We start from the raw sequence: 15,752 nt of genomic DNA on the forward strand, positions 1-15,752 counted from the left end.
GGGGCTCCCGGGTGCTGAGCCGGGGGAGGAGGACCCCCGAATGGCGATGATGGGAGGGGGCTTCGGCCCCCAGGTATGGGCGTCCCTGCGGCGCGACGGCTCCGTGACCAAGCAGCGGCTCACTCCGGGCACGGTCCGGCGCATCGCGCGCTACGCCAAGCCCTATACCGGGCAGATGACCGCGTTCCTACTGCTGGTGATGGCGGGCGCGGTGATCGTGATCGCCAACCCGCTGCTGATGAAGGCGATCATCGACGACGGCATCCTGCCCAGGCGCAGCGGCGTCGTGGTCGGCCTGGCCCTGGCGATCGGCGCGCTCGCGCTGGTCGACGCGGCTCTCACGCTCGTGCAGCGCTGGTTCTCCGCGCGCATCGGCGAAGGGCTGATCTACGACCTGCGCACCGAGGTGTTCGACCACGTGCAGCGCATGCCGGTGGCGTTCTTCATGCGCGCGCAGACCGGCGCGCTGGTCAGCCGGCTCAACAGCGACGTGATCGGCGCCCAGCGCGCCGTGACCAGCACACTGTCCTCGGTCGTCAGCAACGTGATCAGCCTGGTCCTGGTGTTGGGCGCGATGCTGGCGCTGTCGTGGCAGGTGACGGTGGTCGCGATGGTGCTGCTGCCGATCTTCATTGTGCCGGCCAAGTGGGTCGGGCGGCGCATGTCCGCGCTGACCCGCGAGCAGATGCAGCTCGACGCCGAGATGAGCTCGGTCACGACCGAGCGGTTCAACGTGGCGGGCGCGATGGTGGCCAAGCTCTACGGCCGCCCCGAGGACGACACCGCCGTCTACAGCTCCCGCGCCGCCAGGGTGCGCGACGTGGGCGTGACGGTCGGCATGTACGGCACCGTCTTCCGGGTCGCGCTCGGCCTGGTCGCGGCGCTGGCCACCGCGCTGGTGTACGGCATCGGCGGCGTGCTGGCCGTCGGCGGCGCCTTCGAGCTGGGCACGCTGGTGGCCCTGGCCGCCCTGCTGATGCGGCTGTACGGGCCGCTCACCTCGCTGTCGAACGTCCAGGTGGACGTGATGACGGCGCTCGTCAGCTTCGACCGGGTCTTCGAGATCCTCGACCTCAAGCCCATGGTGTCGGAGAAGCCGGGCGCGCGGCCGCTGCCGGACGGGCCGGTGACGATCGAGTTCGACGGCGTCGAGTTCCGCTACCCGGCGGCCGAGGAGGTGTCGCTGGCCTCCCTGGAGTCGGTGGCCAGGCAGGACACGGGCCCCTCCCAGCAGGTGCTGCGCGGCGTGTCGTTCACGGCCGGGCCCGGCCGGCTCGTCGCCCTGGTCGGTCCCTCGGGGGCGGGCAAGACCACGATCACCTCGCTGGTCTCCCGGCTCTACGACGTCAACGAGGGCGGGGTGCGGATCAACGGGCTCGACGTGCGCGAGGCCACGCTCGCCTCGCTGCGCGACACCGTGGGCGTGGTCATGCAGGACGCTCATCTCTTCCATGACACGATCGGGGCCAACCTCCGTTACGCCAGGCCAGGGGCGAGCGATGAGGAGATCTGGGACGCTCTCAGGGCCGCGCAGATAGGTGACCTCATCGAGGCGCTCCCCGACGGGCTGGACACGGTCGTGGGCGACCGCGGCTACCGGCTGTCCGGCGGCGAGAAGCAGCGGCTGGCGCTGGCCAGGCTGCTGCTGAAGGCGCCGCGCGTGGTGGTGCTCGACGAGGCCACCGCGCACCTCGACTCGGAGTCGGAGGCGGCCGTGCAGCAGGCGCTGAAGACCGCGCTGGCCGGTCGCACCTCGCTGGTGATCGCGCACCGGCTCTCGACGATCAGGGAGGCCGACGAGATCCTCGTCGTGCAGGACGGCCGCATCGCCGAGCGGGGCCGCCACGAGGAGCTGCTGGCGCGCGGCGGGCTCTACGCCGAGCTCTACCGCACCCAGTTCAGCGCTTCAGATAGCCCAGTCGGGTGAGCTCCTGCCTGGTGACCTTCTCCACCAGGGTGAGGTCGCCGGGCCGCAGGCGAGTGCGCCAGGAGCCGACCTCGGAGACGCGCGGGGCGTACAAACCGATCTTGGAGACGCGCGTCTCCAGGAACTCGGTGAGCGCCGCCACCGGCTCCGCGGGCCGCTGCACGAGATCCTCGTAGCGCAGCGTGAGGAGCTGGCCGGGCGGCAGCTCCTTGCGCAGCGTGGCGCTGAGCCGTACGGCGCTGCGCCAGCGCAGGGCGCTCTTGCCCGCGGCAGGCATGCCCTTCCAGCGGTCGCGGTGCTCGTCGCGGTTGACGCCGAGGAACGGGTTGGGGAACTCGGTCTCCTCCGACAGCATCACCGGCTTGAACCAGGCCAGGCAGTCGGGGTCGTCGAGCATGTCGGCGACCACGTCGCGGCCGTCGCGGATGAGCTGCACGAACCGGGCGTCGGGGAAGGCCCGGAGCAGTACCGGCGCGCTGTAGAGCAGGTCGGGGCTGCCGTCGCCGAACCTGGTCACCTCGCTCGTGGCCACGCACGGGCCCAAGCTCATCACGCCGCCCGCCTCCCGGCACGCCGCGGCGCACTGGCCGCACGAGCGGGGCAGCACCTGCCACGACTCGGCCAGCGCGTCGCGCAGCACCCGCACGGCACCCGACGTCTGGCCGATCGACGGCTTGCGGGCGAAGGCGTACACCACGTGGGAGACGGACGAGCGGCCCATCGTGACGTGGAAGCCGGGGGACCGTTTCAGGGCGCGGGCGAGCAGGTCCGCGCCGGAGTGCGGAGCACCGAGCAGGAAGACCGGCCTGCGGACCTTGATGCCGTTGACCACGAGGATGTGGGGCGGAAGTCGCATACGAGAGGTAAGTGTGACACCGTTTGGCGAGTGAAAAAGCCAACGTCGGCGTCGCCGCCCGTCCGGGAGTTGATCAATGCGGCAGGGTGACACCGTCGCCGTCGTCTCGCCCTCGGGGCCACCGAACGCCATCCTGCTCAGGCGGGGGGTCGAGCGCCTGGAGGGGCTCGGGCTGAAGGTCGTGGTCGGCGAGCACGTTCTCGGCAGCCAGGAGCTTCCCTACCTCGCCGGAGCCGACGCGGCCCGCGCCGCCGACCTGCAGGCCGCCTGGTGCGACCCGGCCGTCTCCGTGGTGTTCTGCGCCAGGGGCGGTTACGGCGCGGCCAGGCTGCTCGGCCTGCTCGACTGGGGCCTCATGCGCGCGGCGGGGCCCAAGACGCTGATCGGGTCGAGTGACATCACGGCGCTGCACCACGCGTTCGCGGCGGAGCTGGGCGTGCCCACGCTGCACGGCCCGATGCCGGCCTGCGACCTGATCGCCAACGAGAAGCGGGCCGAGCCGCGCACCTGGGAGCACCTGCGGGCCGCCCTGGCCCGCCAGGCGCCGCCCGTCGTCGGCGACCAGGTGCTGGCTCCCGGCCGGGCCGAGGGCATACTCGCGGGCGGTAACCTGTCGCTGCTCGCCTCCATGTGCGGCACCCGCTACCACCCGTCGTTCGCCGGGAAGATCGCGCTGCTGGAGGACATCGGCGAGGAGCCCTACCGCATCGACCGGATGCTCACCCAGCTCTTGCAGGCGGGTGCCTTCGACGGTGTGCGCGGGATCGCCCTGGGTTCGTGGGTGGACTGCGGGGATCCCTATCCCGTGCTTAAAGACCGGCTGCTGCCGCTCGGAGTGCCTGTCCTGGCGGGCTTGCCGGTGGGTCACGGCACACCACAGATGAGTGTGTGGCTTGGGGCTCTTGGGGCTATCGATACCGAATCGTGCTCGCTGGCTGGTCTGTTCCGCGACGAGGAGCAGGCAAGGTAGGAATACACGCATACCGACAAAACGGACAGAGGGGACACGGCGCGTGAACTTGTTCAGGCGTGACCGGGAGCCCTCGCGACGCTCGATCGAGGACACCGATCTCGACTCCCTGCTCGGGCTCGTCGCCGATTCCCTCGGCTTCACCTGCGTCTTCGCCGCCGACGGCGCCTCGCTGACGCTGAGCGGCGGGAGGGAGATCCTGGTCAGGCTCACCGGGCTGCGCCGCGAGGCGGGCCGCAGGCCCAGGGACGACTGGCCGATGCTGGTCTCCGAGCACCTCGCCAACGCGGTCGCGGCGGCCGACGAGCGGCTCGACGTGTGCGATCTCGACCAGGTCAAGCCGCTGCTGCGGACCCGTGTCGAGGCGGTCGACGAGGTCGCCGACCTGACCAGGGTCGTCGGCCGCCACCTCAACGGCGACCTGGTCGAGCTGCTCACGGTGGGCTCCAGGCCGGTACGCCCCGAGGAGGCCGGCTGCTGGCCCGTCCCGTCGGGCAGGGCGCTGGAGCTGGCCGTCACGAACGTCGGCCGGGACGAGCGGCTGGAGATCGAGTCCATCGAGTTGTCGGGCACGCCGGTGTGGCGCCTGACCAGCCGTACTCCGGCCGCGGCCACCCATCTGCGCTGGCTCGGCGACTATCTGCCGTTGCCCGCCGACGGGGTGCTGGTGGTGCTGCCGGATCCGTACACGCTGATCGTGCACCCGGTCGACGGGATCGGCGTGGTGCGGGCCCTGGAGCGGCTGCGCGTGCACGCCGTACGCACCGACGGGCTCAGCCCGCAGGTCTACTGGTGGCACGAGGGGCGGCTGACCCTCATCAGGGCGGACATCGTCCTGCAAGATGGCCTGGCCCGCCTCGTGGTGGCGCCGCCGCCGGAGTTCGCCAAGGTGCTGGCCCGGCTCGCCGCCTAACCCAGCCGGGAGAGCGCGCGGGCGGCGTGCACCAGGGGGACGTGGCTGAACGCTTGGGGGAAGTTTCCCACCATACGGTCGTATCGCGGGTCGTACTCTTCGGCGAGCAGCCCCACGTCGTTGCGCAGCGCGAGCAGCCGCTCGAACAGCTGCGTCGCCTCCTCCTTGCGTCCCTGCATGGCCATCACCTCGACCAGCCAGAAGCTGCACGCCAGGAACGCGCCCTCGCCGCCGGTCAGGCCGTCGACGTCGTTGTCCTCGGCCACCGGGTAGCGCAGCACGAAACCGTCGGACATCAGCTCCTTCTCGATGGCCGCCACCGTGCCGGCCACGCGCGGGTCGTCGGCCGGCAGGAAGCCCACCATGGGCATGAGCAGCAGCGAGGCGTCGAGGGCCGTCGAGCCGTAGTACTGGGTGAAGGTGTTGCGCGTGGGGTCGTAGGCCCGGTCGCAGATCTCGGCGTGGACGACGTCGCGCAGCTCCCGCCACCGGTCGACGGGGCCGGTCCTGCCGAACTTCTCCACGTACTTCACGGCCCGGTCGAGCGCCACCCAGCACATCATCTTGGAGTGGGTGAAGTGCCTGCGCGGGCCGCGTACCTCCCACAGCCCCTCGTCGGGCTCGTCCCAGTGCTCGGCCACGTAGTCGAGCAGCTGGCGCTGGATCGCCCAGGCGCGGTCGTCGGCGGCCAGGCCGGAGGTCCTGGAGAAGAACAGGCAGCTCATCACCTCGCCGTAGACGTCCAGCTGGAGCTGCATGACGGCGTCGTTGCCGATCCTGACCGGGCGGGAGCCCTCGTAGCCGTCGAGCCAGGCGAGCTGCATCTCCGGCAGCCGCCGCTCGCCCGCGACGCCGTACATGATCTGCAGGTCCTGCGGGCGGCCCGCGATGGCGCGCAGCAGCCAGGCCCGCCAGGCGGCGGCCTCGTCCAGATAGCCGGAGTTGATCAGGGCGTCGAGCGTCATCGTCGCGTCGCGCAGCCAGCAGTAGCGGTAGTCCCAGTTGCGCACTCCGCCCAGGTCTTCGGGGATGGAGGTGGTGGGCGCGGCCACGATGGCGCCGGTGGGGTCGTAGATGAGGCCCTTGAGGGTGATCAGCGAGCGGACGACGGCCTCGCGGTAGGGGCCTTCATAGGTGCATTTGGCCACCCACTCCTTCCACAGCGCCTCGGTCTCGGTGAGCTGGGTCTCGGCGTGGATCTGCGAGGGCATCGGCTGATGTGAGGGGTGCCAGGTGAACACGAACGGCAGCCGCTCGCCCTCCTTGATGGTGAAGGTGGCGCGGTGCGCGTAGTCGCCGCCCTTGAGCGGGACGGGGGAGTGCAGCCAGATGGAGTCGGGGCCGCCGACCGCCTGCAGGTGGCCGTTGGTACGGCGAACCCACGGCACGATCCTGCCGTAGTCGAAGCGGACCCTGAGCTGCGTGGACATCTCGACCGTGCCCGAGACGCCCTCGACGATGCGGACCACGTCGGGGTTGCGGTCACGTGGCGGCATGAAGTCGATGACGCGGACCGTGCCCGAAGGGGTGTCCCACTCGCTCTCCAGGATGAGCGTGTCGGGCCGGTAGCGCCGCCGCGTGGCGGGCCGCCTGCCGGTGGGGCCGAGCCACCAGTGGCCGTTGCGCTCGCTGCCGAGCATGGCCGCGAAACAGGAGGGGGAGTCGAATCTGGGCAGGCAGAGCCAGTCGATGGAGCCGTCTCTGCCGACCAGGGCCGCCGACTGCATGTCCCCGATGAGCGCATAGTCCTCGATCCGCATGTATTGACGCTACCGGCGGAAGGGCGATCTCGCGGCCGCTCCGCGCACGTCGCGTCGTGAGCGGGCACGGCCGCGAGATCACGTCATGGGGAACCGGCGGGCGAGCGGCTGGGATCACGCCATGGGGAACCAGCGGGTGAGCAGCTGGGTCAGCGGTCCGATGGCCAGCGCGAAGATCAGGGTCCCGACGCCGACCGTGCCGCCGAGCAGCCAGCCCGCCGCCAGCACCATGATCTCGATGAGGAAGCGGGCGAGCCGGAGCGACAGGCCCAGCCGGGTCAGGCCGGTCATGATGCCGTCACGCGGTCCCGCGCCCATCCCCGCGCCGATGTACAGGACAGTGGCCAGGGCGATCGACAGCACGCCGAGCACCAGGTAGAGCCAGCTCGCCGCCCAGTGCGTGGCGGTGGGCAGCACCGAGAAGGCGGCGTCGGCGAACAGGCCGACGAACAGGACATTGCTGATCGTGCCGAGGCCGGGCTTCTCCTTCAGCGGGATCCACAGCAGCATCACCAGCACGCCGACCGCGAGGATGATCGTCCCGACCGACAGGCCCGTCCGCATGGCCAGGCCCTGGTGGAGGGTGTTCCACGGGGCGTTGCCCAGCCCGGACACGAGCTGGAAGGCGATGCCCAGCCCGTACAGCGCCAGACCGCCGTAGAGACGCAGGAGGCGGACAGGGAGGGTGTTCGGGCGTGGGACGGTCGCTTCGCTCATAGTGGTCCCAGAGTGGCAGGGACCCGGCTTGCCAAAACAGGGCCAATCACGGAAAGTGGCCTTTATGAGGCATTTGTCGGCGACTCAGGTGGCCAGGCTGGTGGACGTCCCGGAGGGCGCCCGGCCCTATTACCGCGCGCTCGCCGACTCCGTGCGCGCGCTCATCATGGACGGGCAACTGCCGGTGCGGGTGCGCATGCCCGCCGAACGCGACCTGGCCAAGACCCTGGAGGTCAGCCGCACCACTGTAACGGCGGCCTACGACCTGCTACGCGAGCGGGGCTACCTGGACAGCAGGCAGGGCTCGGGCAGCTGGACCGCGCTGCCGGACCCGGCCATGTCGGCGGACAACCCATGGCTGTCCGTCGACGGCGACGGGCTCATCCCGCTGCACTGCGCCGCCCCGCCCGCGCCGTCGGCGCTGGCCGAGGCCATGACCGAGGCCGTGGCGGACCTGCCCAGGTACGGCATGGGCCACGGCTACGACCCGATGGGCCTGCCCGCGCTCAGGGAGCGGATCGCCGCCCACTACACCGGCCGCGGACTGGCCACCAGGCCGGAGCAGATCCTCGTCACCACCGGCTCCCAGCACGCGATCCAGCTCGTGCTGGGCCTGCTGGTCGGCGCGGGCGACCCGGTGCTCGTCGAGTCGCCCACCTACCCGCACGCCATCGACGTGGCTCGCCAGCGCGGCGCCAGGATCGTGCCCGTCGGCATCTCGCACGAGGGCTGGCAGGCCGACCTGGTCTCCTGCGCCATGCGCCAGTCCGCGGCCCGGCTGGCCTATCTGATGCCCGACTTCCAGAACCCGACCGGCGCGCTCATGGACGACGCCACCAGGGCCGCGATCGCCGGGGCCGCCAGGCGTACCGACACCGTGCTCGTGGTCGACGAGACCTGGTCGGAGCTGGCCCTGGACGAGGTGCCGCGCACGGCGCCCATGGCCGCCTTCGACACCGACAGCCGGATGATCAGCATCGGCTCGGCCTCCAAGCTGTGGTGGGGCGGGCTGCGCATCGGCTGGGTGCGCACCACGGCCGCGCTGGCCCGCCGCCTGGCCGTCCACCGCGGGGCCGTGGACATCGCCAGCCCGGTGCTGGAGCAGCTCGTGGTGGCGCGGCTGTTCGACCGGATCGAGCAGACCAGGGCCGAGCGCCGCCGCACGCTGCGGGCCTCCCGCGACGCGCTCGTCGCCGGGCTCCGTGAACGGCTGCCCGGGTGGAGCTTCACCGTGCCGAAAGGCGGCGGCACGTTGTGGGTACGGCTGGACGGGGGCTCCTCGGTCGCCCTGGCCGACGCGGCGGCCCATCATGGGGTACGGCTCGCTCCGGGGCCCTGGTTCGGGCTGGAAGGCACGCTGGAGGGCTACCTGCGCCTGCCGTACACGCACTCGCCCCAGGTGCTCGCCGAGGCCGTCAGCCGGATCGCGGCGGCCCACGAACGCGGAGCCGCCGGGACCAGGCCGCGGCTGCCCGACTCGCTCATGCCGATGGTCTGAGGCGCCTGGCCTATTCGGGGGGTTTGACACCCCTGGCCAGCGGGGCGCGCCAGTTGTAGCGCATCGCGGCGATGCGCAGGCCGAAGGCCAGCACGGCGGCGGCCAGCGTGGCGGGCCAGCCGTGCAGATCGTGGGTGTAGAGCGCGGCCATCACCGCCGAGCCGAGCGTCGCGGGCACCGCGTAGAGCTGGCGGTCGTACAGCAGCGTCGGGATCTCACCGGCCAGCACGTCGCGCAGCATGCCGCCGCCGACCGCCGTCGTGACGCCGAGCAGGGCCGCGTGCAGGGGGCCGAGCCCGTAGTCGAGCGCCTTCTCGGTGCCCACCGCGCAGAACAGCCCGAGGCCCGCCGCGTCGAGCACCAGGATGGCGGGCATCACCTTGGCCACGTGCGGATGCCAGAAGAACACGATGGCCGTGGCCGCGAGCGGCACGAGCACGTACCCGGAGCTCTGGAAGGCGGTGGGCCGGACGTTGAGGATCAGGTCGCGCACGACACCGCCGCCCAGCGCGGTCATCTCGGCGATCACCGCCATGCCCACCACGTCGAGCCGTTTGCGTACGCCCATCAGCGCGCCCGACAGGGCGAAGACGAAGATGCCTACGAGATCGAGAATTTCCGACACGAGAGAGATTTCTACCGGAGCGGCTTGGTGTGGTGCTCCGCCATCAGTACCCGCAGCCGCCGGGTGAACACCAGCAGCACCACTCCCGCCACGACCGCCGTCGAGGCCAGGAGCAGATAGTAGGCGGGCTCGGACAGCACGTTGCCGAGCCGCCCGGTCTGCCCGCCGACCGCGTCGCCCACCGACACCGCGATGAACCAGATGCCGAGCATCTGGCCCTTGAACGCCCGCGGCGCCAGCTTGCTGGTGACCGAGAGCCCGACCGGGCTCAGCGACAGCTCGCCGAACACCTGGATCAGATAGACCAGCACCAGCCACCAGACCGAGATCTTGCCCGTCTCGGCCAGTTTGGCGGCCAGCGCCATGACCACGAAGCTGAGGCCCGCCATGAACAGCGCGAACGCGAACTTCTGCGGCGTGCTCACCCGGGTCCCCAGCTTGGTCCACAGCGCCGCGAACACCGGCACCAGGAGCAGGATGAACAGCGAGTTGAACGACTGCGTCGTCGCCGCCTCGATGGGGATGCCGAACAACGACAGAACGGTGTTGTGCTGGGCGAAGAACAGCAGTTTGCTCGGCGCCAGGTCGAAGATCATCCAGAAGATCGCGGCCGCCACGAAGAGCCAGATGTAGGCCTTCATCCGCAGCCGTTCGTCCTCGGTCAGGTCGTGGCTGCCGAGCATGATGTAGCCGAAGTAGAGCACCGGCACCGCCAGCACCACGACCGTCACCACGACCGTGAGCCTGGACAGCGTGAACGTCCCCGTCGCCACCCAGATCGCCATGGCCACCACGGTCACGGCCACCGCGAACGAGACGAGCTTGACCGCGTTGGCCCGTTCGGACGGCGTCAGCGGCAGGCCCGGCTCGTCGCCGACGCCCCTGAGGCTCTTCCTGCCCAGCGTGTACTGCAGCAGGCCGAGCGCCATGCCGACCGCCGCCGCGCTGAAGCCCAGATGCCAGCGGCCACCCTTGGCCAGCTCGCCCACCACGATCGGCGCGAGGAAGGCGCCGATGTTGATGCCCAGGTAGAACAGCGAGAACCCGGCGTCCCTGCGCCCGTCGTCCTCGTCGCGGTAGAGCCGGCCGACCATGACCGAGATGTTCGGCTTGAGCAGGCCGGTGCCCGCGATGATCAGCAGCAGCCCGAGCCAGACGAAGAACGACCCGCCGACCGGGAGGGCCATGCTGATGTGGCCGCACATGATGATGAAGCCGCCCAGGAAGACCGATCTGCGCGGGCCCAGCACCCGGTCGGCGATCCAGCCGCCGGGCAGCGCCACCAGGTAGATCAGCGCGCCGTAGACGCCGACCACCGCCTGCGCGGTCTGCTCGGTCATGCCGAGGCCGTGCTGGGCGGGCGAGGCCGCCATGAAGGTGGCCAGGATGGCGCGCAGGCCGTACCAGCTGAACCGCTCCCACATCTCGGTGCCGAACAGCGTCGCAAGGCCCCACGGATGCCCGAAGAACGTCCTTTCGCCCTTGGTCATGCGACCTCCCGCTTTTGTGCGCGATCCATCACTCTACGTGACGACGATGGCGAGGTCTTGCCGCTACCCCGGCGGTGTGGTGCGATGCATCCCAGCTGAGCAAGTGATTACTGACTGGAGGCGGGTGCCATGGCAGATGTCCTCGAAGTCCGGGCGGAGATCAACCGTTTAATCGCCGGCCGTACCGTATGCGGGCAGCTCAGCGAGCTGGCCGAGCGTTACCCTGACGCGCCCGCCTACTCCGACCCCGTCGACGGCGGCTGGAACACGCTGAGTTACGGCCAGGCCAGGCAGCGGGTGCTCGAGATAGCGGCCGGATACGCCGCGCTCGGTCTCGAACCCGGCGAATCCGTCGCGCTGATGATGGTCAACAGGAGTGAGCACGTGCTCGCCGACCTCGGCGCGGTGCACGCGGGCGGCGTCGGCTGCACCGTCTACTCGACGTTCGCGCCCGACCAGATCGCGTTCGTCGCCGCCGACGTGAGCGCCCGGATCGCGGTGCTCGGCGGCCCCGCCGAGCTGGCCCGCTGGCAGCCGGTGCTCGACCGGCTGACGGGACTCCGCAAGATCATCATGCTGGAGGGCGCGCCCGACGACGACCGGTTCCTGTCCTGGACGGACTTCCTGGAGCTGGGCCGCGCCGCGCTGGCCGCGCGCCCGGAAGAGATCGAGGCCCGCTGGCGCGCCGTGACGGCGGACGACGTGGTCACGGTCCTGTACACCTCGGGCACCACCGGCCGGCCCAAGGGCGTCCCCCTCACCCACGCGAACGTCTTCTACGAGGTCGAGTCGACCGACCGCATCACCTCCCTGCCCATCCAGGGCACGCAGATCTCCTACCTCACCTACGCGCACATCGCCGAGCGGGTGCTCAGCCTCTACCTGCCCCTGGTGAAGGTCTCCCACGTGCACTTCTGCACCGACCTGGCCAACCTCGGAGCCACGCTCGGGCAGGTCAAGCCGATGATGTTCTTCGGCGTGCCGCGCGTGTGGGAGAAGATGATGGCCCGCCTGCTGGCGGTCCTCGCCACCCAGACCGACGAGCAGCAGGACGCCGTACGACGGGCCATGGCCGCCGGCGTCGCCTACGTCGAGGCAGGCCAGTACGGCGGCACGCTCACCCCCGAGATCGCCGCCGCCTACGAGCAGGCCGACTCCTCACTGCTGTCCATCATCCGCGGCATGATCGGCTTCGACCGTGCCGAGTGGACCGCCACGGGCGCCGCGCCGCTCCCCGCCGAGGTGCAGCGCTTCTACGCCGGTCTCGGGCTCAAGGTCATCGACGTGTACGGCATGACCGAGACGACCGGTGCATTCACCGGCAACAGCCCCTCCTGCTACCGCCTGGGCACCGTCGGCCGGGCGGAGCCGGGCGTCGAGGTCCGCATCGCCGAGGACGGCGAGATCCTCACCCGAAGCCCCCTCAACACCCGCGGCTACCACAACCGTCCCGAGGACACCGCCCAGCTGATCGACGAGGACGGCTGGCTGCACACCGGCGACATCGGCTCGGTCGACGGCGACGGCTTCTACCGGGTCGTCGACCGCAAGAAGGAGCTGATCATCACCGCCGGCGGCGAGAACATCTCCCCGGCCGAGATCGAGAACCACCTCAAGGAGCACCCCCTCATCGGCCAGGCCCTCGCCTACGGCGACAACCGGGCCTACCCGGTGGCCGTGCTGACGCTCGACGCCGAGGTGGCGCCCGGCTGGGCCCAGTCGCGCGGCATCACCTTCGGCTCGCTCGCCGAACTGGCCGAGCACTCCGCCGTGCTCAAGGAGGTGGAGGCCGCCGTCGTGGCGGCCAACGCCAAGCTGGCCAGGGTGCAGCAGGTCAAGCGGTGGGCGCTGCTCGGCACCGAGTGGACGGCCGAGACCGAGGAGCTGACGCCCAGCCTGAAGCTCAAGAGACGGGTCATCCACGCCAAGTACGCCGACGTCATCGAGGGCCTGTACTCCGGCTGATCCTTTGCCGTTCGGGGCGCGCGTCGTGGTCCTGGTCATTACCGGGTGCTTCCTAGCGTCTCGATCATGACCAGAAGTCTTCTTCTCGTCTCGCTCGCGGCGGGGGCCCTGGCGGTGCCCATACCGGCGTCCTCCGCAGCGACCGAGCTCGCCATTCGTGAGATCAACATCAGGCCCGCCAGCCCCGTCGTCGGAGCCGGGAACACCGTCCGCCTGGTGATCGACGTGGTCGCCAAGGGGGTGAAGGGCAGGGACGGGGTGAGCATCAAGGTGGAGCCCGGCTCCACACCCGGCGCCACGGGCCAGACGCCCATCACCGGCGGATCGCCCGTCGGCGCCGTACCGCCGCTCCCCGGTACGCCTCCCGCCTCCGCCACGGGCACCGGGGTGCTCGCGCCCGGTCGCCGAAGCGCCTTGCGCGTCACCGCTCCGGGCGGAGAGGCCGTCGTGGATCCCGCCCAGACCGTGGACGCCGGGACGCGGCCGGTCGGGGAGGGGTGGCCGGCCTGGTTCGGCCCGGACATCTGGGCGTCGGCCAGGCGGCCGCAGCCGCGGCCCATCACCGTGGAGCCCGCGCTGCCGTTCATGCCGGAGTGGCGGACGGTGCCGGTCGGGATGCGAATGCTGGACGGCTGGCAGACCTGGCGGTTCCTGCCCGACAAGGTCCTCACCCGCTTCTACCCGTCGGGCACCTGGACGATCACCGCCACCGCGACGGGCGAGGACGGGCAGAGCGTGACGCGCGACCAGACGTTCCAGCTCAAGCGGGAGACCAAGATGTCGTCCGTACGGGCGGAGAAGGTGAACGGAGCCGACTCCGTACGGCTGCGCGGCTCCCTGACCAGGGTGGACCCGCGCGGCTACGAGGACTACGCACCGTTCGCCGACCAGCAGGTGGAGATCCTGTGGCGCGCGGAGGCCGAGGACACGTGGGAGCGGGTGGCGATCGCGACCACCGGCGAGACGGGCGACTTCGGCAGGACGGTACGGGGCCGCAACGGCGGCTACTGGCGAGCCCGCTACCTGGGAACCGACCATTATGCCTCAAAGGTCTCGAAAATCCACGAAAGCAGGATAAACACCTAAAAACGGTGTCATAAAGCCCGCCGGGTGAATTGTCGTTGCACGATGGTTATCGGGGCTTTCGCAACTTTTCCTTTCCCAACCGCGTCAATGGTGTTGACGTGCCCTGTCCTTGGGGCGCGTTCTCCACACGGGGAAGGAAGTTCATTCATGATGCGACGTCTCGCCGCCGGACTGGCCGCGGCTGCTCTGGGCGCCACGGTCGTGGCGACCGCCGCCACTCCGGCGCTGGCGGAACCCGAGCCCGACGGTGGTCACACCGCCCTGCAGTTCGACGCCAACCCCGAACCGGCCTGGCGCGGCAAGCCCCTCAACCTCGAGGGGAAGCTGTCGGTTCAGTGCGAAGAGGACTACATCAGCGGCTTCGTGTCCGTCCACCACGCCGACTACTGCAAGGAGTCGGAGTCCTGGCACCGCCTCGGCTGGAAGCGGATCTCGATCCTCTTCAAGGCCGACGGCAGCGGCCGGTGGGAGTACGTGGAGTCGGTCCGGACCAACCGTGACGGCTACTTCTCCACCCGCGTCCCGGCCTACACCTCGGGCACCTGGAAGGCGGTCTTCGAGGGCGCCGAATGGCTCGACGGCTCGCAGGCCACCGACTGGGTGAAGGTCGTCGGCCGCCGCCACTGACATGCGGCTCGAGAAATGCCCGGTCCCCATTGCGGGGGCCGGGCATTTCTGGTTTTCAGGCTTTACCTGGCTCCTCCCGGTAGAGCACCAGGTGCTCGTGGTAGAGGACGCCGTCACAGATGTCGCCCGTCGCGGTGAACCCGGTGTCGTCCACATAGTCCAGATGGGCGCCCGTCACGGTGTAGCGGCCGGTGTAGGCACTGCGCCGGTCGCCGCGGGCCTCGTCGTAGCGCCCGTCCGGCAGAAGCTCCTGCCGGATGTGGCCGTCGGCCGTCACCCACATGCCGACCACGTTCACGTCGGACATCGGATCCCCCCTCGTCGGTTCTCTGTTCCTTCGTCAGTCTCCCGCCCGCCTCTGTCCGCTGACAGGCAGCGCTGTTCCCAGGTGCGCGCCACCCAGGCAGGCGCATGGCTCAACCGGTGATGGCGTAGAGTTCCGCGGATGATCGAAGAGCCGTTGGCGGGCGGCGGGGTCAACGAGGTCGTCCGGGTCGGGAACACCGTCCGGCGGCCGACCGGTCCCTGGACGCCGGCCGTACACCGTCTGCTGGATCACCTCGCCGCGGCCGGGTTCGACGGGGCGCCCCGCGCGTACGGGCTGGACGAGGCCGGCCGGGAGATCCTCGACTTCGTCCCGGGCGACGTGGCGCACTACCCGGTGCCCGCCTACGCCTGGAGCGACGCCGCGCTGGAGGCGCTGGCCGTACTCATGCGGGCCTATCACGACGCCACCACCGATTTCGCGGCACTGGACGCCGAGTGGTACTTCCCGGCGCGCGAGCCGGCCGAGGTCGTCTGCCACAGCGACATCGCGCCCTACAACTGCGTCTACCGCGACGGCCTGCCGGTGGCCCTCATCGACTTCGACACCGCCCATCCCGGGCCGCGCCTGTGGGACGTCGCCTACGCCGCCTACCGGTTCGTCCCGCTGACGGCCGTCGGCAACGGCGAGGCCGTGACGCCGGTGACCGAGCAGGCCAGGCGGCTCCGGCTGCTCGCCGAAGCCTATGGTCTTTCCGGCGCCGAGCGTACGGCGCTGCCCGAGGTGGCGGCCGAACGGCTGCGGGCGATGGTGGATCACATGCGGCGGCAGGCGGCGGCCGGGAACGAGGCGTTCGCCGCCCACCTGGCAGGCGGGCACGCCGACCTGTACCTGACGGACATCGAACACATCACCCGCCACGCCACGGAGTTCCGGAACGCCCAGTGAGGAATCACCTGATCGCGAACCGCGTTGTCGTCCGGTGAGTTGTCGGGTTTGGGAGCGGCTGGAAGACCAGCATAGGCTGGGCTCTGGCGACGGATTGGAGGTGAC

14 protein-coding genes are annotated in these 15,752 nt (G+C 70.5%); 8 read left to right on the plus strand and 6 right to left on the minus strand.

Annotated elements, in window-relative coordinates; translation table 11 throughout:
- Positions 1 to 40 precede the first annotated feature (40 nt).
- Positions 41 to 1,927, plus strand: coding sequence for an ABC transporter ATP-binding protein (locus AB0J16_RS18585; RefSeq protein WP_358540588.1), 1,887 nt, complete (start codon positions 41 to 43; stop codon positions 1,925 to 1,927).
- Here AB0J16_RS18585 and AB0J16_RS18590 read toward each other — a convergent pair.
- A complete protein-coding gene (locus tag AB0J16_RS18590) occupies positions 1,899 to 2,783 on the minus strand; it encodes a sulfotransferase (RefSeq protein WP_358540591.1) in 885 nt (294 codons plus the stop codon). The genes AB0J16_RS18585 and AB0J16_RS18590 overlap by 29 nt on opposite strands.
- A 76-nt stretch (positions 2,784 to 2,859) precedes the next feature.
- Here AB0J16_RS18590 and AB0J16_RS18595 point away from each other — a divergent pair, with 76 nt between their 5' ends.
- Both AB0J16_RS18595 and AB0J16_RS18600 read left to right on the plus strand, forming a co-directional pair.
- Positions 2,860 to 3,753 (plus strand): LD-carboxypeptidase, encoded by an 894-nt coding sequence (locus tag AB0J16_RS18595; RefSeq protein WP_358540593.1) that lies wholly within the window; start codon positions 2,860 to 2,862, stop codon positions 3,751 to 3,753.
- Between the two features lie 43 nt (positions 3,754 to 3,796).
- Positions 3,797 to 4,666 (plus strand): hypothetical protein, encoded by an 870-nt coding sequence (locus tag AB0J16_RS18600; protein WP_357958521.1) that lies wholly within the window; start codon positions 3,797 to 3,799, stop codon positions 4,664 to 4,666.
- On the opposite strand, the gene AB0J16_RS18605 is transcribed toward AB0J16_RS18600, so the two are convergent.
- Positions 4,663 to 6,426, minus strand: coding sequence for a glycoside hydrolase family 15 protein (locus AB0J16_RS18605; RefSeq protein WP_358540596.1), 1,764 nt, complete (start codon positions 6,424 to 6,426; stop codon positions 4,663 to 4,665). The genes AB0J16_RS18600 and AB0J16_RS18605 overlap by 4 nt on opposite strands.
- 114 nt (positions 6,427 to 6,540) lie before the next feature.
- A complete protein-coding gene (locus AB0J16_RS18610; RefSeq protein ID WP_358540598.1) occupies positions 6,541 to 7,143 on the minus strand; it encodes a hypothetical protein in 603 nt (200 codons plus the stop codon).
- Positions 7,144 to 7,207: 64 nt separating this feature from the next.
- On the opposite strand from AB0J16_RS18610, the gene AB0J16_RS18615 reads away from it, so the two are divergent.
- On the plus strand, positions 7,208 to 8,641 hold the full coding sequence (locus AB0J16_RS18615; protein WP_358540601.1) for a PLP-dependent aminotransferase family protein: 1,434 nt from the start codon (positions 7,208 to 7,210) through the stop codon (positions 8,639 to 8,641).
- A 10-nt stretch (positions 8,642 to 8,651) separates the two neighbouring features.
- On the opposite strand, the gene AB0J16_RS18620 is transcribed toward AB0J16_RS18615, so the two are convergent.
- Both AB0J16_RS18620 and AB0J16_RS18625 read right to left on the minus strand, forming a co-directional pair.
- A complete protein-coding gene (locus tag AB0J16_RS18620; RefSeq protein WP_358540604.1) occupies positions 8,652 to 9,266 on the minus strand; it encodes a trimeric intracellular cation channel family protein in 615 nt (204 codons plus the stop codon).
- An 11-nt stretch (positions 9,267 to 9,277) separates the two neighbouring features.
- Complete coding sequence (locus AB0J16_RS18625) at positions 9,278 to 10,756, minus strand: oligopeptide:H+ symporter (RefSeq protein ID WP_358540607.1); 1,479 nt, start codon at positions 10,754 to 10,756, stop codon at positions 9,278 to 9,280.
- Positions 10,757 to 10,885: 129 nt separating this feature from the next.
- On the opposite strand from AB0J16_RS18625, the gene AB0J16_RS18630 reads away from it, so the two are divergent.
- From AB0J16_RS18630 to AB0J16_RS18640, 3 genes are all read left to right on the plus strand, one after another.
- The gene (locus AB0J16_RS18630; RefSeq protein WP_358540609.1) at positions 10,886 to 12,721 is read left to right on the plus strand and encodes an AMP-dependent synthetase/ligase; all 1,836 of its coding nucleotides are present in this window, start codon (positions 10,886 to 10,888) and stop codon (positions 12,719 to 12,721) included.
- Between the two features lie 66 nt (positions 12,722 to 12,787).
- Complete coding sequence (locus AB0J16_RS18635) at positions 12,788 to 13,807, plus strand: hypothetical protein (RefSeq protein WP_358540612.1); 1,020 nt, start codon at positions 12,788 to 12,790, stop codon at positions 13,805 to 13,807.
- 147 nt (positions 13,808 to 13,954) lie between these two features.
- Complete coding sequence (locus AB0J16_RS18640) at positions 13,955 to 14,434, plus strand: hypothetical protein (RefSeq protein ID WP_358540614.1); 480 nt, start codon at positions 13,955 to 13,957, stop codon at positions 14,432 to 14,434.
- Between the two features lie 55 nt (positions 14,435 to 14,489).
- On the opposite strand, the gene AB0J16_RS18645 is transcribed toward AB0J16_RS18640, so the two are convergent.
- The gene (locus AB0J16_RS18645; RefSeq protein ID WP_358540617.1) at positions 14,490 to 14,741 is read right to left on the minus strand and encodes an Atu4866 domain-containing protein; all 252 of its coding nucleotides are present in this window, start codon (positions 14,739 to 14,741) and stop codon (positions 14,490 to 14,492) included.
- A 138-nt stretch (positions 14,742 to 14,879) separates the two neighbouring features.
- Here AB0J16_RS18645 and AB0J16_RS18650 point away from each other — a divergent pair, with 138 nt between their 5' ends.
- Entirely contained in the window at positions 14,880 to 15,647 is a 768-nt protein-coding gene (locus AB0J16_RS18650; RefSeq protein WP_358540619.1) for a phosphotransferase, read from the plus strand.
- Positions 15,648 to 15,752: the final 105 nt, after the last annotated feature.

The sequence above is a fragment of the Nonomuraea sp. NPDC049750 genome (assembly GCF_040659625.1).
Taxonomy (GTDB): Bacteria; Actinomycetota; Actinomycetes; order Streptosporangiales; family Streptosporangiaceae; genus Nonomuraea.

Coding starts and splice junctions, on each gene's coding strand:
- AB0J16_RS18585 (WP_358540588.1), top strand. CDS start 41: ATGGCGATGATGGGAGGGGGCTTCGGCCCCCAGGTATGGGCGTCCCTG.
- AB0J16_RS18590 (WP_358540591.1), bottom strand. CDS start 2,783: ATGCGACTTCCGCCCCACATCCTCGTGGTCAACGGCATCAAGGTCCGC.
- AB0J16_RS18595 (WP_358540593.1), top strand. CDS start 2,860: ATGCGGCAGGGTGACACCGTCGCCGTCGTCTCGCCCTCGGGGCCACCG.
- AB0J16_RS18605 (WP_358540596.1), bottom strand. CDS start 6,426: ATGCGGATCGAGGACTATGCGCTCATCGGGGACATGCAGTCGGCGGCC.
- AB0J16_RS18610 (WP_358540598.1), bottom strand. CDS start 7,143: ATGAGCGAAGCGACCGTCCCACGCCCGAACACCCTCCCTGTCCGCCTC.
- AB0J16_RS18615 (WP_358540601.1), top strand. CDS start 7,208: ATGAGGCATTTGTCGGCGACTCAGGTGGCCAGGCTGGTGGACGTCCCG.
- AB0J16_RS18625 (WP_358540607.1), bottom strand. CDS start 10,756: ATGACCAAGGGCGAAAGGACGTTCTTCGGGCATCCGTGGGGCCTTGCG.
- AB0J16_RS18630 (WP_358540609.1), top strand. CDS start 10,886: ATGGCAGATGTCCTCGAAGTCCGGGCGGAGATCAACCGTTTAATCGCC.
- AB0J16_RS18635 (WP_358540612.1), top strand. CDS start 12,788: ATGACCAGAAGTCTTCTTCTCGTCTCGCTCGCGGCGGGGGCCCTGGCG.
- AB0J16_RS18640 (WP_358540614.1), top strand. CDS start 13,955: ATGATGCGACGTCTCGCCGCCGGACTGGCCGCGGCTGCTCTGGGCGCC.
- AB0J16_RS18645 (WP_358540617.1), bottom strand. CDS start 14,741: ATGTCCGACGTGAACGTGGTCGGCATGTGGGTGACGGCCGACGGCCAC.
- AB0J16_RS18650 (WP_358540619.1), top strand. CDS start 14,880: ATGATCGAAGAGCCGTTGGCGGGCGGCGGGGTCAACGAGGTCGTCCGG.